The 19,772-nt window shown below is 75.1% G+C and carries 20 protein-coding genes; 16 read left to right on the forward strand and 4 right to left on the reverse strand.

Annotated elements, in window-relative coordinates; all coding sequences use genetic code 11:
- Positions 1-6 precede the first annotated feature (6 nt).
- The 10 genes from WAA21_RS00350 (at position 7) to WAA21_RS00395 (ending at position 8,750) form a co-directional block, all read left to right on the forward strand.
- On the forward strand, positions 7-2,361 hold the full coding sequence (locus WAA21_RS00350) for a CHAT domain-containing protein (protein WP_336920738.1): 2,355 nt from the start codon (positions 7-9) through the stop codon (positions 2,359-2,361).
- A gap of 191 nt (positions 2,362-2,552) precedes the next feature.
- Positions 2,553-2,774 (forward strand): translation initiation factor IF-1, encoded by a 222-nt coding sequence (infA, locus tag WAA21_RS00355; RefSeq protein ID WP_336920739.1) that lies wholly within the window; start codon positions 2,553-2,555, stop codon positions 2,772-2,774.
- A gap of 42 nt (positions 2,775-2,816) precedes the next feature.
- Positions 2,817-2,930, forward strand: a complete 114-nt coding sequence (rpmJ, locus tag WAA21_RS00360) for a 50S ribosomal protein L36 (RefSeq protein ID WP_110851912.1) — start codon at positions 2,817-2,819, stop codon at positions 2,928-2,930.
- A 180-nt stretch (positions 2,931-3,110) separates the two neighbouring features.
- Positions 3,111-3,491 carry a 30S ribosomal protein S13 gene (gene rpsM, locus WAA21_RS00365; RefSeq protein ID WP_336920740.1) on the forward strand — a complete coding sequence of 127 codons (381 nt, stop codon included), beginning with the start codon at positions 3,111-3,113 and terminating at the stop codon, positions 3,489-3,491.
- Positions 3,492-3,550: 59 nt separating this feature from the next.
- Positions 3,551-3,958 (forward strand): 30S ribosomal protein S11, encoded by a 408-nt coding sequence (gene rpsK, locus WAA21_RS00370; protein ID WP_336920741.1) that lies wholly within the window; start codon positions 3,551-3,553, stop codon positions 3,956-3,958.
- 29 nt (positions 3,959-3,987) lie between these two features.
- Complete coding sequence (gene rpsD, locus WAA21_RS00375) at positions 3,988-4,614, forward strand: 30S ribosomal protein S4 (protein WP_336920742.1); 627 nt, start codon at positions 3,988-3,990, stop codon at positions 4,612-4,614.
- Positions 4,615-4,823: 209 nt separating this feature from the next.
- Positions 4,824-5,882, forward strand: coding sequence for a DNA-directed RNA polymerase subunit alpha (locus WAA21_RS00380; protein ID WP_336920743.1), 1,059 nt, complete (start codon positions 4,824-4,826; stop codon positions 5,880-5,882).
- A 68-nt stretch (positions 5,883-5,950) separates the two neighbouring features.
- Positions 5,951-6,619 (forward strand): 50S ribosomal protein L17, encoded by a 669-nt coding sequence (gene rplQ / locus WAA21_RS00385; protein WP_336920744.1) that lies wholly within the window; start codon positions 5,951-5,953, stop codon positions 6,617-6,619.
- Between the two features lie 8 nt (positions 6,620-6,627).
- Entirely contained in the window at positions 6,628-7,506 is an 879-nt protein-coding gene (gene truA, locus WAA21_RS00390; RefSeq protein WP_336920745.1) for a tRNA pseudouridine(38-40) synthase TruA, read from the forward strand.
- Positions 7,507-7,526: 20 nt separating this feature from the next.
- A complete protein-coding gene (locus WAA21_RS00395) occupies positions 7,527-8,750 on the forward strand; it encodes an aminotransferase class V-fold PLP-dependent enzyme (RefSeq protein ID WP_336920746.1) in 1,224 nt (407 codons plus the stop codon).
- Positions 8,751-8,791: 41 nt separating this feature from the next.
- Here WAA21_RS00395 and WAA21_RS00400 read toward each other — a convergent pair whose 3' ends face one another.
- The 3 genes from WAA21_RS00400 to WAA21_RS00410 form a co-directional block, all read right to left on the reverse strand.
- Positions 8,792-9,328 (reverse strand): hypothetical protein, encoded by a 537-nt coding sequence (locus tag WAA21_RS00400; RefSeq protein ID WP_336920747.1) that lies wholly within the window; start codon positions 9,326-9,328, stop codon positions 8,792-8,794.
- Positions 9,325-9,900, reverse strand: a complete 576-nt coding sequence (locus WAA21_RS00405; protein ID WP_336920748.1) for a hypothetical protein — start codon at positions 9,898-9,900, stop codon at positions 9,325-9,327. The genes WAA21_RS00400 and WAA21_RS00405 overlap by 4 nt, the downstream gene beginning before the upstream one ends.
- 355 nt (positions 9,901-10,255) lie before the next feature.
- Entirely contained in the window at positions 10,256-11,263 is a 1,008-nt protein-coding gene (locus WAA21_RS00410; RefSeq protein WP_336920749.1) for an aldo/keto reductase, read from the reverse strand.
- Positions 11,264-11,331: 68 nt separating this feature from the next.
- Between WAA21_RS00410 and WAA21_RS00415 the strand changes: the two genes are divergently transcribed.
- The 5 genes from WAA21_RS00415 to WAA21_RS00435 all read left to right on the forward strand — a co-directional run bounded on the left by WAA21_RS00415 (position 11,332) and on the right by WAA21_RS00435 (position 16,806).
- Positions 11,332-13,062 (forward strand): ABC-F family ATP-binding cassette domain-containing protein, encoded by a 1,731-nt coding sequence (locus WAA21_RS00415; RefSeq protein ID WP_336920750.1) that lies wholly within the window; start codon positions 11,332-11,334, stop codon positions 13,060-13,062.
- A 148-nt stretch (positions 13,063-13,210) separates the two neighbouring features.
- Entirely contained in the window at positions 13,211-13,657 is a 447-nt protein-coding gene (rplM, locus tag WAA21_RS00420) for a 50S ribosomal protein L13 (RefSeq protein ID WP_336920751.1), read from the forward strand.
- 157 nt (positions 13,658-13,814) lie between these two features.
- The gene (gene rpsI / locus WAA21_RS00425; RefSeq protein ID WP_336920906.1) at positions 13,815-14,234 is read left to right on the forward strand and encodes a 30S ribosomal protein S9; all 420 of its coding nucleotides are present in this window, start codon (positions 13,815-13,817) and stop codon (positions 14,232-14,234) included.
- Positions 14,235-14,263: 29 nt separating this feature from the next.
- Positions 14,264-15,628, forward strand: coding sequence for a phosphoglucosamine mutase (glmM, locus tag WAA21_RS00430; RefSeq protein WP_336920752.1), 1,365 nt, complete (start codon positions 14,264-14,266; stop codon positions 15,626-15,628).
- Positions 15,629-15,708: 80 nt separating this feature from the next.
- Entirely contained in the window at positions 15,709-16,806 is a 1,098-nt protein-coding gene (locus tag WAA21_RS00435) for a GNAT family N-acetyltransferase (protein WP_336920753.1), read from the forward strand.
- Positions 16,807-16,815: 9 nt separating this feature from the next.
- Here the strand turns inward: WAA21_RS00435 and coaA are convergent, their stop codons facing one another.
- Positions 16,816-17,883, reverse strand: coding sequence for a type I pantothenate kinase (gene coaA / locus WAA21_RS00440; RefSeq protein WP_442893200.1), 1,068 nt, complete (start codon positions 17,881-17,883; stop codon positions 16,816-16,818).
- Between coaA and glmS the strand changes: the two genes are divergently transcribed.
- Positions 17,882-19,759 carry a glutamine--fructose-6-phosphate transaminase (isomerizing) gene (glmS, locus tag WAA21_RS00445; protein ID WP_336920754.1) on the forward strand — a complete coding sequence of 626 codons (1,878 nt, stop codon included), beginning with the start codon at positions 17,882-17,884 and terminating at the stop codon, positions 19,757-19,759. The genes coaA and glmS overlap by 2 nt on opposite strands.
- Positions 19,760-19,772: the final 13 nt, after the last annotated feature.

A 19,772-nucleotide genomic window follows, 5' to 3' on the forward strand; every position in this document is an offset into this window, starting at 1 on the left:
CGCGACGTGGACGCGGAGACCCTGCTGGCCCGGGCCACGGCGCTCGCGGGCGTCGGGCGCGTCGCGCCCGCCCTCGCGCTCACCGACCGGGCTCTGCGTGCGGCGAGGGGGCCGGACCTGCGGGCGCGCACGCTGCTGCTGCGCGGCTTCCTCGTCGCCGAGACCGACTCCGCCGACGCCGGTCTCGCGCAGCTCGACGAGGCCGCGGCGCTGACGGGGCTCGACCGCACGACCAGGGCCCGCATCGAGGGCAACCGGGGTCTCGTGCTGCACCGGCTCGGCCGGCCCGGGGCGCTGGGCGCGCTGGGGGAGGCCCTGCACCTGCTGGGCGACGCCGAGCCCGCGCTGCGGGGCACGGCGCTGCTCAACCGCGGCTCGGTGCACGACGAGCGCGGCGAGGTGAGGGCGGCGAAAGCCGACTACGAGCTGGCCCTCGCCCTCGCGCGCACCGCGCTCGACGACGACCTCGCCGCGATGGCCTCGGCCAACCTCAGTCGGCTGCTCCTGCGCGAGGGGGCCGTCACCGAGGCGCTCGACGCCCTGGCCCAGGTCGAGCCGTTCCTGTCGCGGCTGTCGGGGACCATGGCCGCCAAGTGCCTCGCGAACCGGGCGGAGATCCTCGTCGTCGCCGGCCTGTTCGAGGACGCGGTCCGCGACCTCGAGCGCTCCGCGGACATGCTCGGCGACGAACGGCACCCGCGAGAGCAGGGCGACACGGAGGCTGCGCTCGCGCGCGTCCTCTTCGCCGCGGGCGACGCCGAGGCCGCTGCGGCGGCGGCAGGGCGCGCCACCCGCCGCCTGCGCGCCAGGGGCGTCCGCACCGGGGCGGCGCGCGCCCGGCGGGTCGCGCTGCAGGCCAGGCTCGCCGGGGCGTCGACACCGAGGGCCGCTGCGGCCGTCCGGCGCGACGCCACGCGGCTCGCGGAGGAGCTGGAACGGCTCGCCGACCCGGTCGAGGCACGCCGGGCGCGCCTGGTCGCGGTCGAGGCGGCGCTGCGTCCGAAGAAGCCGGCAGCCCTGACGCCTCCCGTCCGGGCGGCGCTGCGGCTGCGCCGGGACGACAGCACCCTGGACCGTCTGTGGACCCGGGACCTGCGGGCCCGGCTGGCGGAGGCCGAGGGCCGTGGGGGCGACGTCGCCCGCGAGCACACCGCGGCGGTCGCGGAGCTGCAGGCCCACGCCGCCGCACTGCCGACGCTCGAGCTGCGGGTCGCCTCCTCGGTGCACCTGCAGCGCGTGGCGCGGCACGCCGTCCGACGGGCGGTGGCGGCGGGGCGGCCGCGCCAGGTGCTGCGGTGGGTGGAGCGGACCCGTGCCCTCAGCAGCACGCTGCCGCGGCTCACCCCCGGGCACGGCGCCGGCGTCGCGCCGGACACCGGGACGGTCCGGGTCGACGACGTCGTCGCGGCGCTGTCCGCGCAGGGGACCACGACCGTGTGCGTCGCGGACGTGGACGGCGACCTGCTCGGCGTCGTCGTCACGGGAGCCCGCGCGCGCCTCGTGTGGCTGGGGGACCGGGCCGAGGTCGTGCGCCTCGCGCGGCGGGTGCGCGCCGACCTCGACGTGCTGGCGGGCTCCGCGGTGCCGGTCGCGGTCCGAGCCGTCGTCCGGGACTCGCTCGCGGCGGGCCTCGACGCCCTCGCCGGGCGGCTCGTGCGCCCCCTCGGGGGCACGGGCGACGGTGCGGTCGCCGTGGCGCCCGCCGCCGCCCTCGCACTCGTGCCGTGGTCGCTGCTGCCCGGGCTCGTCGGGCGCCCCCTGTCCGTCAGCAGCACGCTCCGCACCTTCGCCCGACGGCAGGGACCGCTGCGTCCCGGACGCGACGGCGTCGCCGCGCTCGCCGGCCCCGACCTGCCCCACGCGGCCGAGGAGCTGCGCGGGGTCGCCTCGGCGTGGCAGGGACGGGTGACGGTCCTGCCCGAAGCGGGGCCCGCCGACGCCCTCGCCGCGACGGGCCGCGACGAGGTCGTCCACGTCGCCGCCCACGGGGTGCACCGACCCGCGAACCCGCTCTTCAGCCACCTCGTGCTGCACGGCGGTGCGCTCTTCGGGCACCAGGTGCAGGCGCTGGCCAGCCCGCCCGCCCACGTCGTCCTGTCCGCGTGCGAGCTCGGCTGCGCCGAGGTGCGCCCCGGCGACGAGCGCCTCGGCATGACCGCCGCGCTGCTCGCCGGCGGGGTCGGGAGCGTCGTGGCCGGGGTGGCCAAGGTGGCCGACGACGTGAGCGCCGCCGTCGCGGTCGCGCACCACGCGGCCCTCGCGGCGGGCCGCCCGCCCGCCGAGGCGCTCGCGCTCGCCGTCGCCGCCGTCCCGCACGAGGCGGCGCCCGCGCCCTTCCTCTGCTTCGGCGCCGGCTGGTGAGGGCACGACGGATTTCACGTGCACCGGCGCATGCCGTACTGTTGACCGTTGGCACACGGCTTCAACGTCCCGTTCGCCCCCGCGGCTGGTCTGGGTGGACGGGACTCGTCACGCGTGGGCTCGGTGCGCACCGCCGGTGCGTGCCATCTGTCGGAGGCTCCTGCCAGGAGCGCGTAGGGATAGCGGAGGACATGCCGAAGAAGGACGGGGTCATCGAGATCGAGGGCAGCGTGGTCGAGGCCCTCCCCAACGCCATGTTCCGGGTCGAGCTGGAGAACGGGCACAAGGTGCTCGCGCACATCTCCGGCAAGATGCGGCAGCACTACATCCGGATCCTGCCGGAGGACCGCGTGGTGGTGGAGCTCAGCCCGTACGACCTGTCCCGCGGACGCATCGTCTACCGCTACAAGTGACGGCCGGCCCCTGAGGGGCCATGGCCGCCAGGGAGTCCATCGATGAAGGTCAAGCCCAGCGTCAAGAAGATCTGCGACAACTGCAAGGTGATCCGCCGTCACGGCCGGGTCATGGTCATCTGCACCAACCTGCGCCACAAGCAGCGCCAGGGCTGAGCAGCAGCGACCAGCGGCGTCCCCTGCGCCACAGCACCACCCCACTGCGGTGCCCGACCCCGGGCCGCGGCGTGCGAGCGCCCGGACCGGACGACACCCCCGGACGAGGGCCGGGGACCGGCGGCTGACGCCCCGGAACGGCACCGCGCAGACCCTCGAGCGACCTGAAGGGTTCCACCCATGGCACGTCTTGTCGGCGTCGACCTGCCCCGCGAGAAGCGGGTCGAGATCGCCCTCACCTACGTCTTCGGCGTCGGCCGCACCCGGTCGACCGAGACGCTCGCGGCGACGGGCATCAGCCCCGACGTCCGCGTCAAGGACCTCACCGAGGAGCAGCTCGTCGCGCTCCGCGACCACATCGAGGGCAGCTACCGCGTCGAGGGCGACCTGCGGCGCGAGGTGGCCGCCGACATCCGCCGCAAGGTGGAGATCGGCAGCTACGAGGGCCTCCGTCACCGTCGCCACCTGCCCGTGCGCGGCCAGCGCACCAAGACCAACGCGCGCACCCGCAAGGGCCCGAAGCGCACGGTCGCCGGCAAGAAGAAGGTCGGCAAGAAGTGAGCCCCGCTCGCCCGACCGTCCAGCCGTCCCGCACGTCCTGACCAGGAGAGACCAGCCGCATGCCCCCCAAGACCCGAGCCGCGTCCGCGGCGCGCAAGCCGCGCCGCAAGGAGCGGAAGAACGTCGCCGCAGGCGTCGCCCACATCAAGAGCACCTTCAACAACACGATCGTGTCCATCACGGACCCGGGCGGCGCCGTCATCGCCTGGGCGTCCGCGGGCCAGGTCGGTTTCAAGGGCTCCCGCAAGTCGACGCCCTTCGCCGCGCAGATGGCCGCCGAGGCCGCCGCGCGCCGTGCGCAGGAGCACGGGATGAAGAAGGTCGACGTCCTCGTCAAGGGCCCGGGGTCCGGTCGTGAGACCGCGATCCGCTCCCTGACCGCCGCCGGCCTCGAGATCGGCGCCATCCAGGACGTGACCCCCCAGCCGCACAACGGCTGCCGCCCGCCCAAGCGCCGCCGCGTCTGAGCGCCTGAGCCGAGAAGGAGAGACGACACATGGCTCGTTACACCGGCGCCGACTGCAAGCGCTGCCGCCGCGAGAAGACCAAGCTGTACCTCAAGGGCGCCAAGTGCGACTCGCCGAAGTGCCCCATCGAGATCCGGCCCTACCCCCCGGGCGAGCACGGCCGTGCCCGCACTAAGGAGTCGGAGTACCTCCTGCAGATGCGGGAGAAGCAGAAGATGGCCCGCATCTACGGCGTCCTCGAGAAGCAGTTCCGCAACTACTTCGAGGAGGCGAACCGTCAGTCCGGCAAGACCGGTGACAACCTCCTCCGCCTGCTCGAGGCCCGCCTCGACAACGTCGTGTACCGCGCCGGCTTCGCCAAGTCGCGCGACATGGCCCGCCAGCTGGTCAAGCACGGCCACTTCACGGTGAACGGCCAGAAGGTCGACATCCCGTCGTTCCAGGTGAGCGAGAACGACATCATCGAGGTCAAGAAGGCCTCGGTGGAGTCCACCCCGTTCGTCGTGGCGCGCGCGGAGGCCGGCGAGAAGACCGTGCCAGCGTGGCTCGAGGCCATCCCGAACAAGATGCAGATCCTCGTCCACGGCCTCCCGGCCCGGCAGGTCATCGACACCGCCGTCCAGGAGCAGCTGGTCGTCGAGCTGTACTCGAAGTGACACCCCGAGGTCGTGCCGCCCGCGAGGGCGGCACGACCTCGGTGCACGTCCAGCACCACGCAGCACCACTCAGCAGCACCGCAGCACCAGGGCCGTCGCGGGCAGGGCATCCCGCGGCACGTCGCCCGTCGACCCGGTGGACCGATACCGGGGCGACCTGCCCGTCGCGGGGCGTCAAATAGCGGGCGCCCGCGGGAAGGACACCAGACGTGCTCATCGCACAGCGCCCCACCCTGTCCGAGGAGGCCGTGGGCGAGGCCCGCTCCCGGTTCGTCATCGAGCCGCTCGAGCCCGGCTTCGGCTACACCCTCGGCAACAGCCTCCGCCGCACCCTGCTGTCGTCGATCCCCGGCGCGGCCGTCACGAGCATCCGCATCGACGGCGTGCTCCACGAGTTCTCGACGGTCGCGGGCGTCAAGGAGGACGTCACCGAGATCATCCTGAACCTCAAGGAGCTCGTGGTCTCCAGCGAGTTCGACGAGCCGGTCGTCATGTACCTGCGCAAGCAGGGCCCCGGCCTCGTGACGGCCGCCGACATCGCCCCGCCCGCGGGCGTCGAGGTGCACAACCCCGAGCTCGTCATCGCGACGCTCAACGACAAGGGCAAGCTCGAGATCGAGTTCACGGTCGAGCGCGGCCGCGGCTACGTCTCCGCGAGCCAGAACAAGTCCGGCGACTCCGAGATCGGCCGCATCCCGGTCGACTCCATCTACTCCCCGGTGCGCCGCGTGACCTACAAGGTCGAGGCGACCCGTGTCGAGCAGCGCACGGACTTCGACCGTCTCGTGGTCGACGTCGAGACCAAGTCGTCGATCTCGCCGCGCGACGCGATGGCGAGCGCCGGCCGCACGCTCACCGAGCTGTTCGGCCTGGCGCGCGAGCTCAACGTCGAGGCCGAGGGCATCGACATCGGCCCGTCGCCCAACGACGCCGCCCTCGCCGCCGACCTCGCCCTGCCGATCGAGGAGCTCGACCTCACGGTCCGCTCGTACAACTGCCTCAAGCGCGAGGGCATCCACTCCGTCGGCGAGCTCGTCGGGCGCAGCGAGGCCGACCTCCTCGACATCCGCAACTTCGGTGCGAAGTCGATCGACGAGGTCAAGGCGAAGCTCGCCGGCCTCGGCCTGCAGCTCAAGGACAGCCCGCCCGGGTTCGACCCGGCCGCGGCGCTCGCGAGCTACAGCGAGGACGGCGTGGGCGACGACCCGTTCTCGACCGCCGGCTACGGCGACGACGACCGTTCTGCCGTCGAGGACGAGCAGCTCTGACCCAGCGCCCGGGGCGCACCGACCCCGCGCCGGTCTGAGCACCGGCGCGAGACCACGAGGAGATCCACATGCCCACGCCCACCAAGGGCCCGCGTCTCGGCGGCGGACCGGCGCACGAGCGGCTCATGCTCGCCAACCTGGCGACGTCGCTGTTCGAGCACCGTCGCATCACCACGACGGAGGCCAAGGCCAAGCGCCTGCGCCCGCTCGCCGAGCGCATGGTGACCTTCGCCAAGCGCGGTGACCTGCACGCGCGTCGCCGCGTCATGACGGTCATCCGCGACAAGAGCGTCGTCCACAGCCTCTTCACCGAGATCGCCCCGCTCGTCGCGGAGCGTCCCGGCGGCTACACGCGCATCACGAAGGTCGGGCCGCGCAAGGGCGACAACGCCCCCATGGCCGTCATCGAGCTCGTCCTCGACCCGTACAGCCCAAAGGTCGCCACGGTGAAGGAGGCGGAGGCCGCCACCCGGCGCTCCGCCGGTGGCGCCGCCGGGACCGGCTCGCAGTCGGAGCCCGCGGCCGAGGCCGAGGCCGCCGCCGCGGACGCGGTAGAGGCCGCCGCCGAGGGCGACGACCAGGCAGCGGTCGACGCCGCCGCCGAGGCGGAGGAGGCGGCCGAGGAGGCCGAGGCCACCGGCGCCACCGACGCCGACGAGGCGAAGGCGGACGCCGAGGTCGCGGAGGAGATGGCCGAGGACGCCGTCGACGAGAAGGCCGACGACACCAGGGCCTGAGTCGCACCGTGCACACCGAGCACGTCACGCACGAGCCCGCCGTCGACACCGACGGGGGGCTCGTGCGCGTCCGGGCGGACCTCGGCTACGACGGGACCGGCTTCCACGGCTGGGCCGTGCAGCCGGGGCTCCGGACGGTCGCGGGCGTGCTCGCCGGCGCCGTCGCGACCGTGCTTCGCCTGCCGGTCGACCAGGTCGTCGCCCGGCTGGTCGTCGCCGGCCGCACCGACGCCGGCGTCCACGCGACGGGGCAGGTCGCCCACCTCGACGTGCCCCACGCCGCGCTGGACGGAGCGGGCGGAGCCGACGCCCTCGTGCGGCGCGTCCGGGGCCTGCTGCCCGACGACGTCCGGCTCGCGTCGCTCGTCCCGGCGCCCGCCGGGTTCGACGCCCGCTTCGCCGCGCTGCGACGCCACTACCGCTACCGGGTCTGCGACGACCCGGCCGGGCCGGACCCGCTGCGCCGCCACGACACGCTCGCCCACGCGCGCCGCGGCCCCCTCGACGTCGAGGCGATGACCGCGGCGGCCCAGGGGCTGCTCGGGCTGCAGGACTTCGCCGCGTTCTGCCGACGGCGCGAGGGCGCGACCACCGTGCGCAGGCTGCTGCGCTACGACTGGTCGCGGGAGGCCGACGGCACGGTCGTCGCGCACGTCGGCGCCGACGCGTTCTGCCACTCCATGGTGCGGGCACTCGTGGGGGCGCTGCTGCCGGTGGGGGAGGGGCGCCGTCCTGCGGGCTGGCCGCGGGACGTGCTGCTCGCCGCGCACCGTGACCCCGCAGTCGCCGTCGTCCCCGCCCACGGGCTCACGCTCGTCGGGGTCGACTACCCCGACGACGCCGGCCTCGCCGCGCGCGTGCGCGAGGCCCGCGCCCGCCGCGGCTGACGTGCTGGGAGGATGCGGCGGTGCTCCTCGACCCCGTCGTCGCCACCGCCGAGCAGCTCGACGCCGCCGACCCGCTCGGCGGCTTCCGGGCGCGCTTCGCCGTCGGGACGGAGCCACTGGCCTACCTCGACGGCAACTCCCTCGGTCGGCCGCCGCTCGCCACCCTCGACCGGCTGCGGCGCCTGCACGAGCACGAGTGGGCCGTCGACCTCATCCGCGGCTGGGAGCGCTGGCAGCACCTGCCCGTGCAGGTGGGCGACCAGCTCGGTGCCGGGGTCCTGGGGGCCGCGGCCGGGCAGGTGGTGGTCGCGGACTCCACGAGCGTGTGCCTGTTCAAGGCGCTGCACGCCGCCGCCGCGCTGCGTCCCGGGCGCGACGAGCTGGTCGCGAGCAGCGGCGACTTCCCGACCGACCGCTACCTCGTCGAGGCGGTCGCGCGGTCCCGCGGCGCGACGGTCCGGTGGGTCGAACCCCACCCGGTCGACGGGCTCGACCCTGCGGCGCTCGCGGCCGTGCTGGGGAAGCGGACCGCGCTCGTGCTGCTGAGCCACGTCGACTACCGCTCCGCCGCCCTCGCGGACCTCGCGGCCGTCACGGCGCTCGTGCACGGGGCGGGCGCGGTCGTGGTGTGGGACCTGTCGCACTCCGCGGGCAGCGTGCCGCTGGCCCTCGACGACGCCGGCGTCGACCTGGCCGTCGGCTGCACGTACAAGTACCTGTGCGCGGGGCCGGGCGCGCCGGCGTTCCTCTACGCCGCCGAGCGGCACCACGAGCGGCTCGAGAACCCCGTGCCGGGCTGGTTCGGCGCCGAGGACGTGTTCGCGATGGCGGCCGGGCACGTGCCGGCGCGCGGGGTCCGGCGCATGCTGTCCGGCACGCCGCCCGTGGCGGGGCTGGTCGCGGTGCAGGAGGGGGTGCGCGTCGTGGGCGAGGCGGGGCTGCCCGCGATCCGGGAGAAGTCGGTCGCGCTCACGGCGCGCGCTGCCGCCCGGCTCGAGCACGACCTCGGGGCACGCGGCTGGTCCGTCGCGAGCCCCGCCGACCCGGCGCGGCGCGGGTCGCACGTCGTCCTCGCGGGCCCGGGCGCACGCGGGGTGGAGCGGCGCGCCCGGGAGCGCGGGGTGCTGGCCGACCTCCGTCACCCCGACCTCGTGCGGCTCGGGCTGTCCCCGCTCACGACGTCGTTCGCCGAGCTGGACACCGCGCTCGACGTGCTCGTCGACGAGGCGCTGGCCGGGGACTGAGGGCCGGGTCGGCCGGCGCTCGGGCGGGGCCGTGGCGGCTGTCACGCCATGCGGGCGGTGCGAGACATCCAGCGGTGCACGAGCCCGACGAGGACGAGGCCCGCGGCCCCCGCGACGACGACCACGACCGCGCCGACCGCCCCGGTCGCGACCAGAACGCCGCTCATGCTCCCGCTCTCGGGGGCGACCCCGAGCGCCTCGGCCCGGTTGAGCGCCGCCAGGCCGAGGGGGAACCCGGGGTACAGGGGCGCCACGAGCAGCACGAGCCCGACCAGCCCGACCGTCGGCACGAGCCGCCACAGACACGCGGCCGCGCGGGAGCGCTCGCGCCACTCACGCCAGCCGAGTCGCGCGAGCAGCAGCGCCGGCACCGCGAGGCCGGCGACGGGGAGGACGTACGTCGCGAGCAGCCCGAGGGCGAGGCCGGGTGGCAGCACGGGGCCGAGCTCCTCCGCTGCCACGCCGAGCGTCTCGCGGGGGTCGACGACGAGGCAGACCCACAGCACCCAGGTGACGGCCCCGGAGAGCGCGACGAGCACCGCGGCGTCGAGCCGGACGCCGGCGTCCGGGGCTCTCACGTCCGCCCTCGCGCGGGTGCCGTCGCGGGCCGGCGGTGGCGCCGTCCGAGCACCGAGGCCGTCCCCAGCACGACACCCCCGACGAGAGCTGCCGCCACCGCGACCACGCCCGCCACGCCTGTCGCGAGCCGGGTGGGGCCGATGCCGCCCGTCGGCGGCGCGACGTCGAGCTGCTCCGCCGCGGTGTAGGCGTCGAGCGCGAAGCCGAGCCCCGGCCAGACGACGGCGGACACCGCCGTCACGAGCCCGAGCACCCCCACCACGGGGACCAGGCGTGCGAGCGCCGCGACCCCGCGGGACCGGCGGAGCCACCGACGACGTCCGAGGTGGGCCGCCAGCAGCGCGAGCGCGGTGACCCCGGCCACGGGGAGCAGCCAGGTGACGAGGAGCTGCAGGCCACCGAGCGCCACGAGGACCGGCTCGTCGGGCCGTCCCGCCCGGAGCACGCCCGGCTCGACCCCGATGACCTCGCGCACGTCGACGACGAGGCCGACCCACAGCACCCAGCCGACGACGGCTGCCGTCGCCAGGACGACCCCGGCGACGAAGCGCCGCTCCCCCCGCGTCCCCATGAGACGGCCCCTCCGCAGCTGCGTCCGAGTGGCCGACACTACGCCCCGGGGCGCGGTCCGGGGCGATGAGCCGCACGCGCCCGTCGCACCGGTCGCGCACTGTGACGTCGTGACGGGTCGGGCGCCATGGGTGTCCTCAGGCGCGCGGGCCGTGCGGTTGTGGCCGGGACCGGCGCGGTGAGGTGTCCTCGGGCGCTCAGGCTGTGCGGTTGTGGCCGGGAACGGCGCCGTGGGGTGTCCTCAGGCGCACGGGCTGTGCGGTTGTGGCGGAGCCCGGCGCGGTGGCGGACCTCGTGCGCCGGGGGGCGTCGGCCGGCGGCGCGGCACGCCGCGGTCCGCGCCGTCGCCGCGTGGCTCAGGCCCGCTCGGCGTCCGCGGTGACGGTCGCGTACGGGTAGGGGAGCGGGCGGTCGCTCGCGGCGTCGAGCCGCGCGCGCTGGTCCTCGCCCAGCTCCCAGCCGACCGCGCCGAGGTTCGCCTCGAGGTGCTCCATGGTCCGCACGCCGATGATGGGCGAGGTGACGCCCGGGCGGTCCTTGACCCACGCGAGCGCGACCTGCGCGACCGTGCGCCCCGTCTCCTCCGCGACGGCGTCGAGCGTGTCGACGAGCGACCACGTGCGCTCGTTGGCGTACGTGTCCCACGCCTCGCCCCAGCCCTGCTTCGCCGCCTCGTCGACGCGCGTGTCCGCGGGCGGGCCCGACATGCCGCGCCGGTACCGGCCGGTCAGCCAGCCGCCCCGCAGCGGGCTCCACGGCAGGATGCCGAGGCCCTCGTCGAGCGACACCGGCACGAGCTCCCACTCCAGCTCCCGGTCGAGCAGGTTGTACAGGGCCTGCAGGCTGACGAAGCCCTCCCAGCCGTGCGCGGCGGCGAGGTCGACCGCGCGCTGCAGCTGGTAGCCGGCGTAGTTCGACGCCCCGAGGTAGCGGACCTTGCCCTCCCGCACGAGCGCGTCGAGCGTCGACAGCGTCTCCTCCAGCGCGGTCGCACCGTCCCACGCGTGCACCTGGTAGAGGTCGATGTGGTCGGTCTGCAGCCGCCGCAGCGACGCCTCCACCTGGCGGCGGATGTGTCCCCGCGACAGCCCCTGGTCGTTCGGCCCGTCGCCCATCGGGAAGCGGACCTTCGTCGCGACGGTCACCGCGTCGCGGTCCGTCCTCGCGAGCCAGCGACCGAGGATCTCCTCGCTCGTGCCCTGCCCGTACACGTTCGCGGTGTCGACGAACGTGCCGCCGGCCTCGACGAACGCGTCGCACATGCGGTGGCTCGTCGCCTCGTCGGTCTCGCGACCGAACGTCATCGCGCCGAGGCAGAGCTCGGAGACCTTCAGACCGCTTCGTCCCAGGAACCGTTGCTGCACGGCTGCGACGCTAGTCCGGCGGCAAAGCCGTTGCACGCGGGCACCGGGGCACCGCATGCTCGCCCTCCGTGGGTCACGTCGACGTCGTGCAGGTGGGGTACGTGCTGCCGGACGGACGGCCGCTGCTGCGCGACGTGTCGTTCCGGGTGGGCGACGGCCGCACGACCGCGCTCGTCGGCCCCAACGGCGTCGGCAAGACGACGCTGCTGCGCACGGTGACGGGCGACCTGGACCCCCACGAGGGCGCCGTCGCGCGCTCGGGCCGGGTCGGGGTCATGCACCAGCACGTCGGACGGGTGGGCCGTGGCGGCTCCGACGACCTCACCCCCGACGCCGACGGCGTCGTGACGCTCGCCCTCCTCCTGCGCTCGGTGGCGGCGCCCGCCCTGCGCGCGGCCGCGGACGCCGTGGACGCGTGCGAGCTCGCGCTCATGGACGACGACAGCGAGGCCGCGCAGCTGCGCTACGCCCACGCGCTCGCCGACTACGGCGACACCGGCGGCTACGAGGCGGAGACGCTGTGGGACGTGTGCTGCGAGGCGGCCCTCGGGGTCGGCTACGAGGCGGCCCGCGGTCGCGACGTCACGACCCTGTCGGGCGGGGAGCAGAAGCGGCTCGTGCTGGAGGCGCTCCTGCGCGGGCCGGACGAGGTGCTCGTGCTCGACGAGCCCGACAACTTCCTCGACGTGCCCGCGAAGCGGTGGCTGGAGGACCGGCTGCGCGAGACCCCGAAGGCCGTCCTGCTCGTGAGCCACGACCGCGAGCTGCTCGCCCGCGCCGCGGACCGGGTGGTCACGCTCGAGCCCGGGGCCGCGGGGGCGACGGCGTGGGTGCACGGCGGCGGCTTCTCGACGTGGCACGCCGCGCGCGAGGAGCGGAACGCCCGCCTGGAGGAGCTGCGACGGCGCTGGGACGAGGACCGCGCCCGCCTCGTGCAGCTCGTGCACCGCCTCAAGGTCAAGGCGACGTACAACGACGGCATGGCGAGCCAGTACCAGGCCGCGCAGACCCGGCTGCGCCGCTTCGACGAGGCCGGCCCGCCGCTCGCGGTGCCGCAGCAGCAGCAGGTCACGATGCGCCTGCGCGGCGCCCGCACCGGCAAGCGCGCCGTCGTGTGCGAGGCGCTCCGGCTGCGCACGGAGGGCGGCCACGCGCTCGTCGACCCGTTCGACCTCGAGGTGTGGTTCGGGGACCGGGTCGCGGTGCTCGGCTCGAACGGCTCCGGCAAGTCCCACCTGCTCCGCCTGCTCGCCGCGGGCGGCAGCGACCCCGGCCCCGAGCACACCCCGGTCGGGGCCGTGCCGCGGCCGGTGCCGCACGACGGCACCGCGCGCCTCGGTGCGCGCGTGCGGCCCGGCTGGTTCGTCCAGACCGGCGAGGCGCCGCACCTGACGGGGCGCACGCTCCTGGAGGTCCTGCACCGGGGGGACGGCAGCCGCGACGGGCTGCCGCGGGAGCCCGCGAGCCGGGTGCTCGACCGCTACGGCCTCGCCCGGGCGGCCGAGCAGCGCTACGAGCTGCTGTCCGGCGGGCAGCAGGCGCGCTTCCAGGTCCTGCTGCTGGAGCTGTCGGGCTGCACGCTGCTGCTGCTCGACGAGCCGACCGACAACCTCGACCTGCACTCCGCGGAGGCGCTGGAGGCCGCTCTGGAGCAGTTCGAGGGCACGGTCCTCGCCGTCACGCACGACCGGTGGTTCGCCCGCGGCTTCGACCGCTTCCTCGTCGTCGGCGCCGACGGACGGGTGCGGGAGGAGGCCGAGCCGGTGTGGGACGAGGCCCGGGTGGCGCGCGCCCGCTGAGGCGTTTTGACCCCGGACGGCGCCGACCCGTATCTTTGGGCGCTGTTGCGTGCACGTCCGTGTGCGCGCCCGCGCCCCACCGGACCCGGCGAGAAGCCGTGGCACGAGGCGGCGCTTCGAGTCCAGACCGGCATGACGAGGTAGAGCTGTGCGCACGTTTTCCCCACGCCCCGGCGACGTCGAGCGTCACTGGCACGTCATCGACGCGTCCGACGTCGTGCTCGGCCGCCTCGCGAGCCGCACCGCGCAGCTGCTGCGCGGCAAGCACAAGGCCGTCTTTGCGCCGCACGTCGACACCGGCGACTTCGTCGTCATCGTCAACGCCGAGAAGGTCGCGCTGACCGGCTCCAAGCGCGACCAGAAGATCGCCTACCGCCACTCCGGCTACCCGGGCGGCCTCAAGGCCGTCGGCTACACCGAGCTGCTCGCGACCAAGCCGACCCGCGCGGTCGAGAAGGCCGTCGCCGGCATGCTCCCGAAGAACGCCCTCGGTCGGCAGATGCTGAGCAAGCTCAAGGTCTACGCGGGCCCCGAGCACCCCCACGCGGCGCAGAAGCCGCAGCCGTTCAGCGTCGACGACCAGATCGCCCAGTGACGCGGCCCGCCGCGACCGCCCCCTGACCGCAGCCCGACTGCAGAGCACCTGAGGAAGTAGGAGACACGTGGCCGACGTCACCACCGACGCCCCCGGTACCCCCGGCACCGACGAGCAGGCCGAGGAGTTCAGCGGCAGCTACACGACCGAGTCGGTCGTGGAGACCCGAAGCGGCGGGCAGAGCATCACCGCGCCCGGGGCGGCCGTCGGCCGCCGCAAGCGCGCCATCGCCCGCGTGCGCCTCGTGCCCGGGTCCGGGCAGTGGCAGATCAACGGCCGCGCGCTCGACGACTACTTCCCCAACAAGGTCCACCAGCAGGAGGTCAACGACCCCTTCTCGGTGACCGAGACCGAGGGTCGCTTCGACGTCGTCGCCCGCATCGTCGGCGGCGGCCCCTCCGGCCAGGCCGGTGCGCTGCGCCTCGGCATCGCCCGGGCCCTCAACGGCATCGACGTCGAGGCCAACCGCCCGACGCTGAAGAAGGCCGGCTTCCTCACGCGCGACCCGCGCGCGATCGAGCGCAAGAAGGCCGGCCTCAAGAAGGCCCGCAAGGCCCCGCAGTACAGCAAGCGCTGACGCGCGCCGCGCCGACCAGCCGAACCGGCATGGGCAGGATCTTCGGGACCGACGGCGTGCGCGGTCGCGCCAACGTCGACGTCACGGCCGAGCTCGCGCTCGACCTGTCGGTCGCGGCGGCGCACGTGCTCGTCGAGGGGCGCCCCGCCACGGTGGGGCGCCCGCGGGCGCTCGTCGCCCGCGACCCGCGCGCCTCGGGGGAGTTCCTGTCCGCCGCGGTGTGCGCGGGGCTCGCGAGCGCGGGCGTCGACGTGCTGGACGCGGGCGTGCTGCCGACGCCGGGTCTCGCGCACCTCGTGGCGACCCGCGACGACGTCGACCTCGGCGTCATGATCTCCGCGTCGCACAACCCGATGCCGGACAACGGCATCAAGTTCTTCGACCGCTTCGGTCACAAGCTCGCCGACGACGTCGAGGACGCCATCAGCGAGCTGGCCGGCCAGCCGTGGCAGCGGCCCACCGGTGCCGCCGTCGGCCGCGTGCGCCCCGACCACGGCGCCTCGCAGCTGTACGCCGCGCACTGCGTCAACACCCTCGACGACACCGCGCCGCTCGCGGGCCTGCGGGTCGTCGTCGACTGCGCGCACGGGGCCGCCTCGGTGGTCGGTCCCATGGCCCTGCGCTCCGCGGGCGCGCAGGTGAGCGTCATCGGCGCCGAGCCGGACGGGCTCAACATCAACGACGGCTACGGCTCCACGCACCTGGGGCGGCTGCAGGAGGCCGTCCTCGCGCAGGGCGCCGACGCGGGCATCGCCTTCGACGGCGACGCCGACCGCTGCCTCGCCGTGGACGCCGCCGGTCGCGTGGTCGACGGCGACCAGGTCCTCGCCGTGCTCGCCCTCGCGCTGCGCGAGCAGGGCCGCCTGACGGGCGACACGGTCGTCGCGACCGTCATGAGCAACCTCGGTCTCCGCCTCGCGCTGGCCGAGCACGGCATCCGGCTCGTCACGACCGGCGTCGGCGACCGCTACGTGCTGGAGGAGATGCGCCGCCACGGCTACGTGCTCGGCGGCGAGCAGTCCGGTCACGTCGTCCTCGCGCACCACAACACGACCGGTGACGGTCTCCTCACCGCGCTGCACGTGCTGCAGCGGATGGCCGTCACGGGCTCCTCGCTCGCCGAGCTCGCCTCGGTCGTCACCCGCCTGCCCCAGGTGCTGCTCAACGTGCCCGACGTCGACAAGACGCGCGTGGCCGAGGACGAGGCCGTCACCGCGTGCGTGGCCGAGGTGGAGGCCGAGCTCGGCGAGCGCGGCCGCGTGCTCCTGCGCGCCTCCGGCACCGAGCCGCTCGTGCGCGTCATGGTCGAGGCACCCGACACCGAGACCGCCGAGCGCCACGCGGGCCGCATCGCGGCCGTCGTGCGCGAACGACTCTCCCTCGCGCCGGCCTGAGCCCGGGGTCCGCCCGGGACACCGCCGTCGGGCCCTAAACCCGTTGCCGCGCCGCGGTGAGCAGGAGCACCGTGGTCCGCGTGAGCACGCCCGTCTCCGCCGCCGTGCGCCTCGTCGAGGTCGACCCGGGCTCGCAGCACTTCGCCGACCTGGTGCGCCTGCTGGAGGACGCCGACCGCGAGACGGTCGGCGACGCCTTCGAGCCGCAGCCCGTGGAGTACCACGTCGCGTCGTGGCGCACGGCCAACGGCCGGCACCACGCGTCGCTCGCGCTCGTCGAGGGACCTGGGGGCGAGGAGGCGGCCGGGGTCGCCAAGGCGTTCACGCCGGACCTCGACAACACCCACCTCGTCGAGGTCGAGCTCGCCGTGGCGCCCGCCCACCGCGGGCGCGGCCTCGGCCGCCGGCTGCTGGAGGCCGTCCGGGGGCTCGCGCGCGAGGAGGGGCGCGACACGGTGGTCGGCGGCACGGGCTACCGGCCCGACCCGGCCGAGGCGTGGCAGCGCCACGAGCGGGCCGTCGCGGACCCGCGGGTAAGCACCGGCGAGGCGCCGGAGCACCTGGGCACCTCCTTCGCGCGGGCGAGCGGGGCGCGGCTCGTGCAGACCGAGGTGCGCAGCCAGGTGCGGCTGCCGGTCGAGGAGGCGGTGCTCGCCGGCGTGGAGGCGGAGGTCGGGGACCGTGCCGACGCGTACACCACCCGGGCGTGGACGGGGCTCGCGCCGGCGGACCTGCTGGACGACCGCGCCGCGCTAGCCGCGCGGATGAGCACCGACCCGCCGCTCGGCGAGGTCGACTGGCGGCCGGAGACGTGGGACGCCGACCGCATCCGCCGCACGTACGCCGACTGGGACCGGCGCGGCATCGACGTCGTCGCGGCCGGGGCCGTCGAGACCGCGACGGGCCGGATGGTGGCGTTCAGCGAGATGGGCCGTGACCGCCGGGCGCCCGGCATCGCCTACCAGTTCGACACCATCGTCGACCCCGCCCACCGGGGCCGCCGGCTCGGCATCGTGGTGAAGGCCGCCAACCTGCGGGCCGTCGAGGCGGCGTGGCCGGAGGTGACGCGCGTGCAGACGTGGAACGCGCTGGAGAACGGGCCGATGCTGCGCGTGAACCGCGCGATGGGCTTCGTGCCGGTCGGGCTGTACAGCATCTGGCAGCTGCGGCTCACGTAGCGCCGGGGCTCACACCTTGCGCAGGCGCACCCGGCGCACGGAGTGGTCGGGCGCCTTGGTGAGCACGAGGGACGCCCGACCACGTGTCGGCAGGATGTTCTCCCGCAGGTTGCGCTCGTTGATGTCGTGCCAGATGCGCTCCGCGGTGCTGACGGCGTCGGCGTCGGACAGGTCCGCGTAGCGGCGGAAGTACGACTCCGGCCGCGCGAACGCCGTCTCGCGCAGCCGCAGGAAGCGGTCGACGTACCACGCGCGGACGTCGTCGACCCGGGCGTCGACGTAGATCGAGAAGTCGAAGAAGTCGCTGACCGCGACCCCCTGCCGGCCGTCGCCGCGGACGCGGGCGGGCTGCAGCACGTTGAGCCCCTCCACCACGAGGATGTCGGGCCGCCGGACGGTGACGGAGGCGCCGGGCACGATGTCGTAGGTGAGGTGGGAGTACACCGGTGCGCTCACCAGCTGCTGCCCGCTCTTGACCGCCTGGACGAAGCGGAGCAGCGCGCGACGGTCGTAGGACTCCGGGAAGCCCTTGCGCCCCATGAGGCCGCGCCGCTCGAGGACCGCGTTGGGGAACAGGAAGCCGTCGGTGGTGACGAGCTCGACCCGCGGCGTGCCCGGCCAGCGCGACAGCATCTCCCGCAGCAGGCGCGCGGTCGTCGACTTGCCGACCGCGACCGACCCGGCCACCCCGATGACGTACGGCGTCCGCGCCGGACGCCGCTCCCCGAGGAAGGTCGCGGTCGCCTCGCGCAGGCCGTCGTTGGCCTCGACGTACAGCGTCAGCAGGCGCGAGAGCGGCAGGTACACCTCCTCGACCTCGCCGAGGTCGACGCGGTCGCCGAGGCCCTGCAGGCGGGCGAGGTCGGCCTCCTCCAGCGTCATGGGGGTGCTCGCCCGCAGCCGGCTCCACGCCTGCCGGTCGAACTCGACGAACGGGGAGACGGCGCCGTCCGGGGCCGGCGCCCCAGGGGCCGGGGGCCTCGTCGCCGGTCCGTGCGACGTCCCCGTCCCGGTCCCCGACGCGGCGGTCGCCGCCTGCGGAGCGGACGCGGACGAGGCTCCTAGACTCGCCGGCATGTGCGGAATCGTAGGAGTGACGGGTGGGCCGGGCGCGCCGAGTGCCCTCGACGTCGTGCTCGGCGGCCTGCGCCGCCTGGAGTACCGCGGCTACGACTCCGCCGGCGTGGCGCTCGTCGCCGACGACTCCCTGCACGTCGTCAAGCGCTCCGGCAAGCTCGCGCGCCTCGTCGACGCGGTCACGGCGGCCGAGTCGACCGCGGAGGTCCCCGCGTACTCCTCCCGCACCGGGATCGGCCACACGCGCTGGGCGACGCACGGGGCCCCGACCGACGCCAACGCCCACCCGCACGTGTCGGGGGACGAGCAGGTGGCGCTCATCCACAACGGGATCATCGAGAACTTCGCGCCGCTGCGCGCCGAGCTCACCGCGGCGGGCGTCACGCTGCACAGCGAGACCGACTCCGAGGTCGTCGCGCACCTGCTGGCCCGCCGCCTCGCCGAGGGCGGTACCGACCTCGCCGGGGCGATGCGCGAGGTCGTGCAGCGCCTGCAGGGCGCCTTCACGCTGCTCGCGGTGTGGCGCGGCCAGCCCGACGTCGTCGTCGGCGCCCGGCGCTCCTCGCCGCTCGTCGTGGGCGTGGGCGACAACGCGACGTACCTCGGCAGCGACGTCGCGGCCTTCATCGACCACACGAAGGAGGCCGTCGAGCTCGGCGAGGACCAGGTCGTCGAGGTTCGTCCCGACGGCTTCACCATCACCGACTTCGCCGGGGCGCCGGTCGCCGGCCGCCCGTACACCGTCACGTGGGACGCCGCCGCCGCGGAGAAGGGCGGCTACGACACGTTCATGGCGAAGGAGATCGACGAGCAGCCGAAGGCGGTCGCCGACACCCTCCTCGCCCGCTCCGACGAGCAGGGCCGGCTCGTGCTCGACGAGATGCACGTCGACGAGGCCGCCCTCGCGGGCGTCGAGAAGGTCGTCATCGTCTCGTGCGGCACGAGCAGCTACGCCGGGATGGTCGCGAAGTACGCGATCGAGCGGTGGGCCCGGCTCCCGGTCGAGGTCGAGTACTCCCACGAGTTCCGCTACCGCGACCCCGTCATCGGCCCGCGCACGCTCGTGGTCTCCATCAGCCAGTCCGGCGAGACGATGGACACCCTCATGGCCGTCCGCCACGCCAAGGCGCTCGGCGCGACGACCGTCGCGGTGTGCAACACGCACGGCTCGACCATCCCGCGGGAGTCCGACGGCGTCCTCTACACCCACGCGGGCCCGGAGGTGGCCGTCGCGAGCACGAAGGCGTTCGTCGCGCAGATCACCGCGACGTACCTGCTCGGGCTCTACCTCGCGCAGCTGCGGGGCACCCTGGACGCCGCGAGCATCCGCGGGGTGCTCGACGAGCTGCACGCCGTGCCGGACAAGGTGCAGAAGGTGCTGGACGCCTCCGACCACGTCCGCACCATCGCCCGGTGGATGGCCGACACCCGCTCGGTGCTGTTCCTCGGGCGCCACGTCGGCTTCCCGGTCGCGCTGGAGGGCGCGCTCAAGCTCAAGGAGCTCGCGTACATCCACGCGGAGGGCTTCGCCGCCGGCGAGCTCAAGCACGGCCCGATCGCCCTCATCGAGCCCGGCCAGCCCGTGTTCGTCGTCGTGCCGAGCCCCGAGGGCGACGACTCCGTCCACGCCAAGGTCATCTCCAACATCCAGGAGATCCGGGCCCGCGGCGCGCGGACGATCGTCATCGCCGAGGAGGGCGACGACGACGTGGTGCCGTACGCGGAGGAGGTCGTCCGCGTGCCCCGGACCCCGCCGCTGCTCGCGCCGCTCGTCACGGTCGTGCCCCTGCAGGTCTTCGCGTGCGAGCTCGCGGGCGCCAAGGGCCTCGACGTGGACCAGCCGCGCAACCTCGCCAAGAGCGTGACCGTCGAGTGAGCGCCGGGGACGG

This window comes from Aquipuribacter sp. SD81 (assembly GCF_037153975.1).
In the GTDB taxonomy this organism is placed as follows: domain Bacteria; phylum Actinomycetota; class Actinomycetes; order Actinomycetales; family JBBAYJ01; genus Aquipuribacter.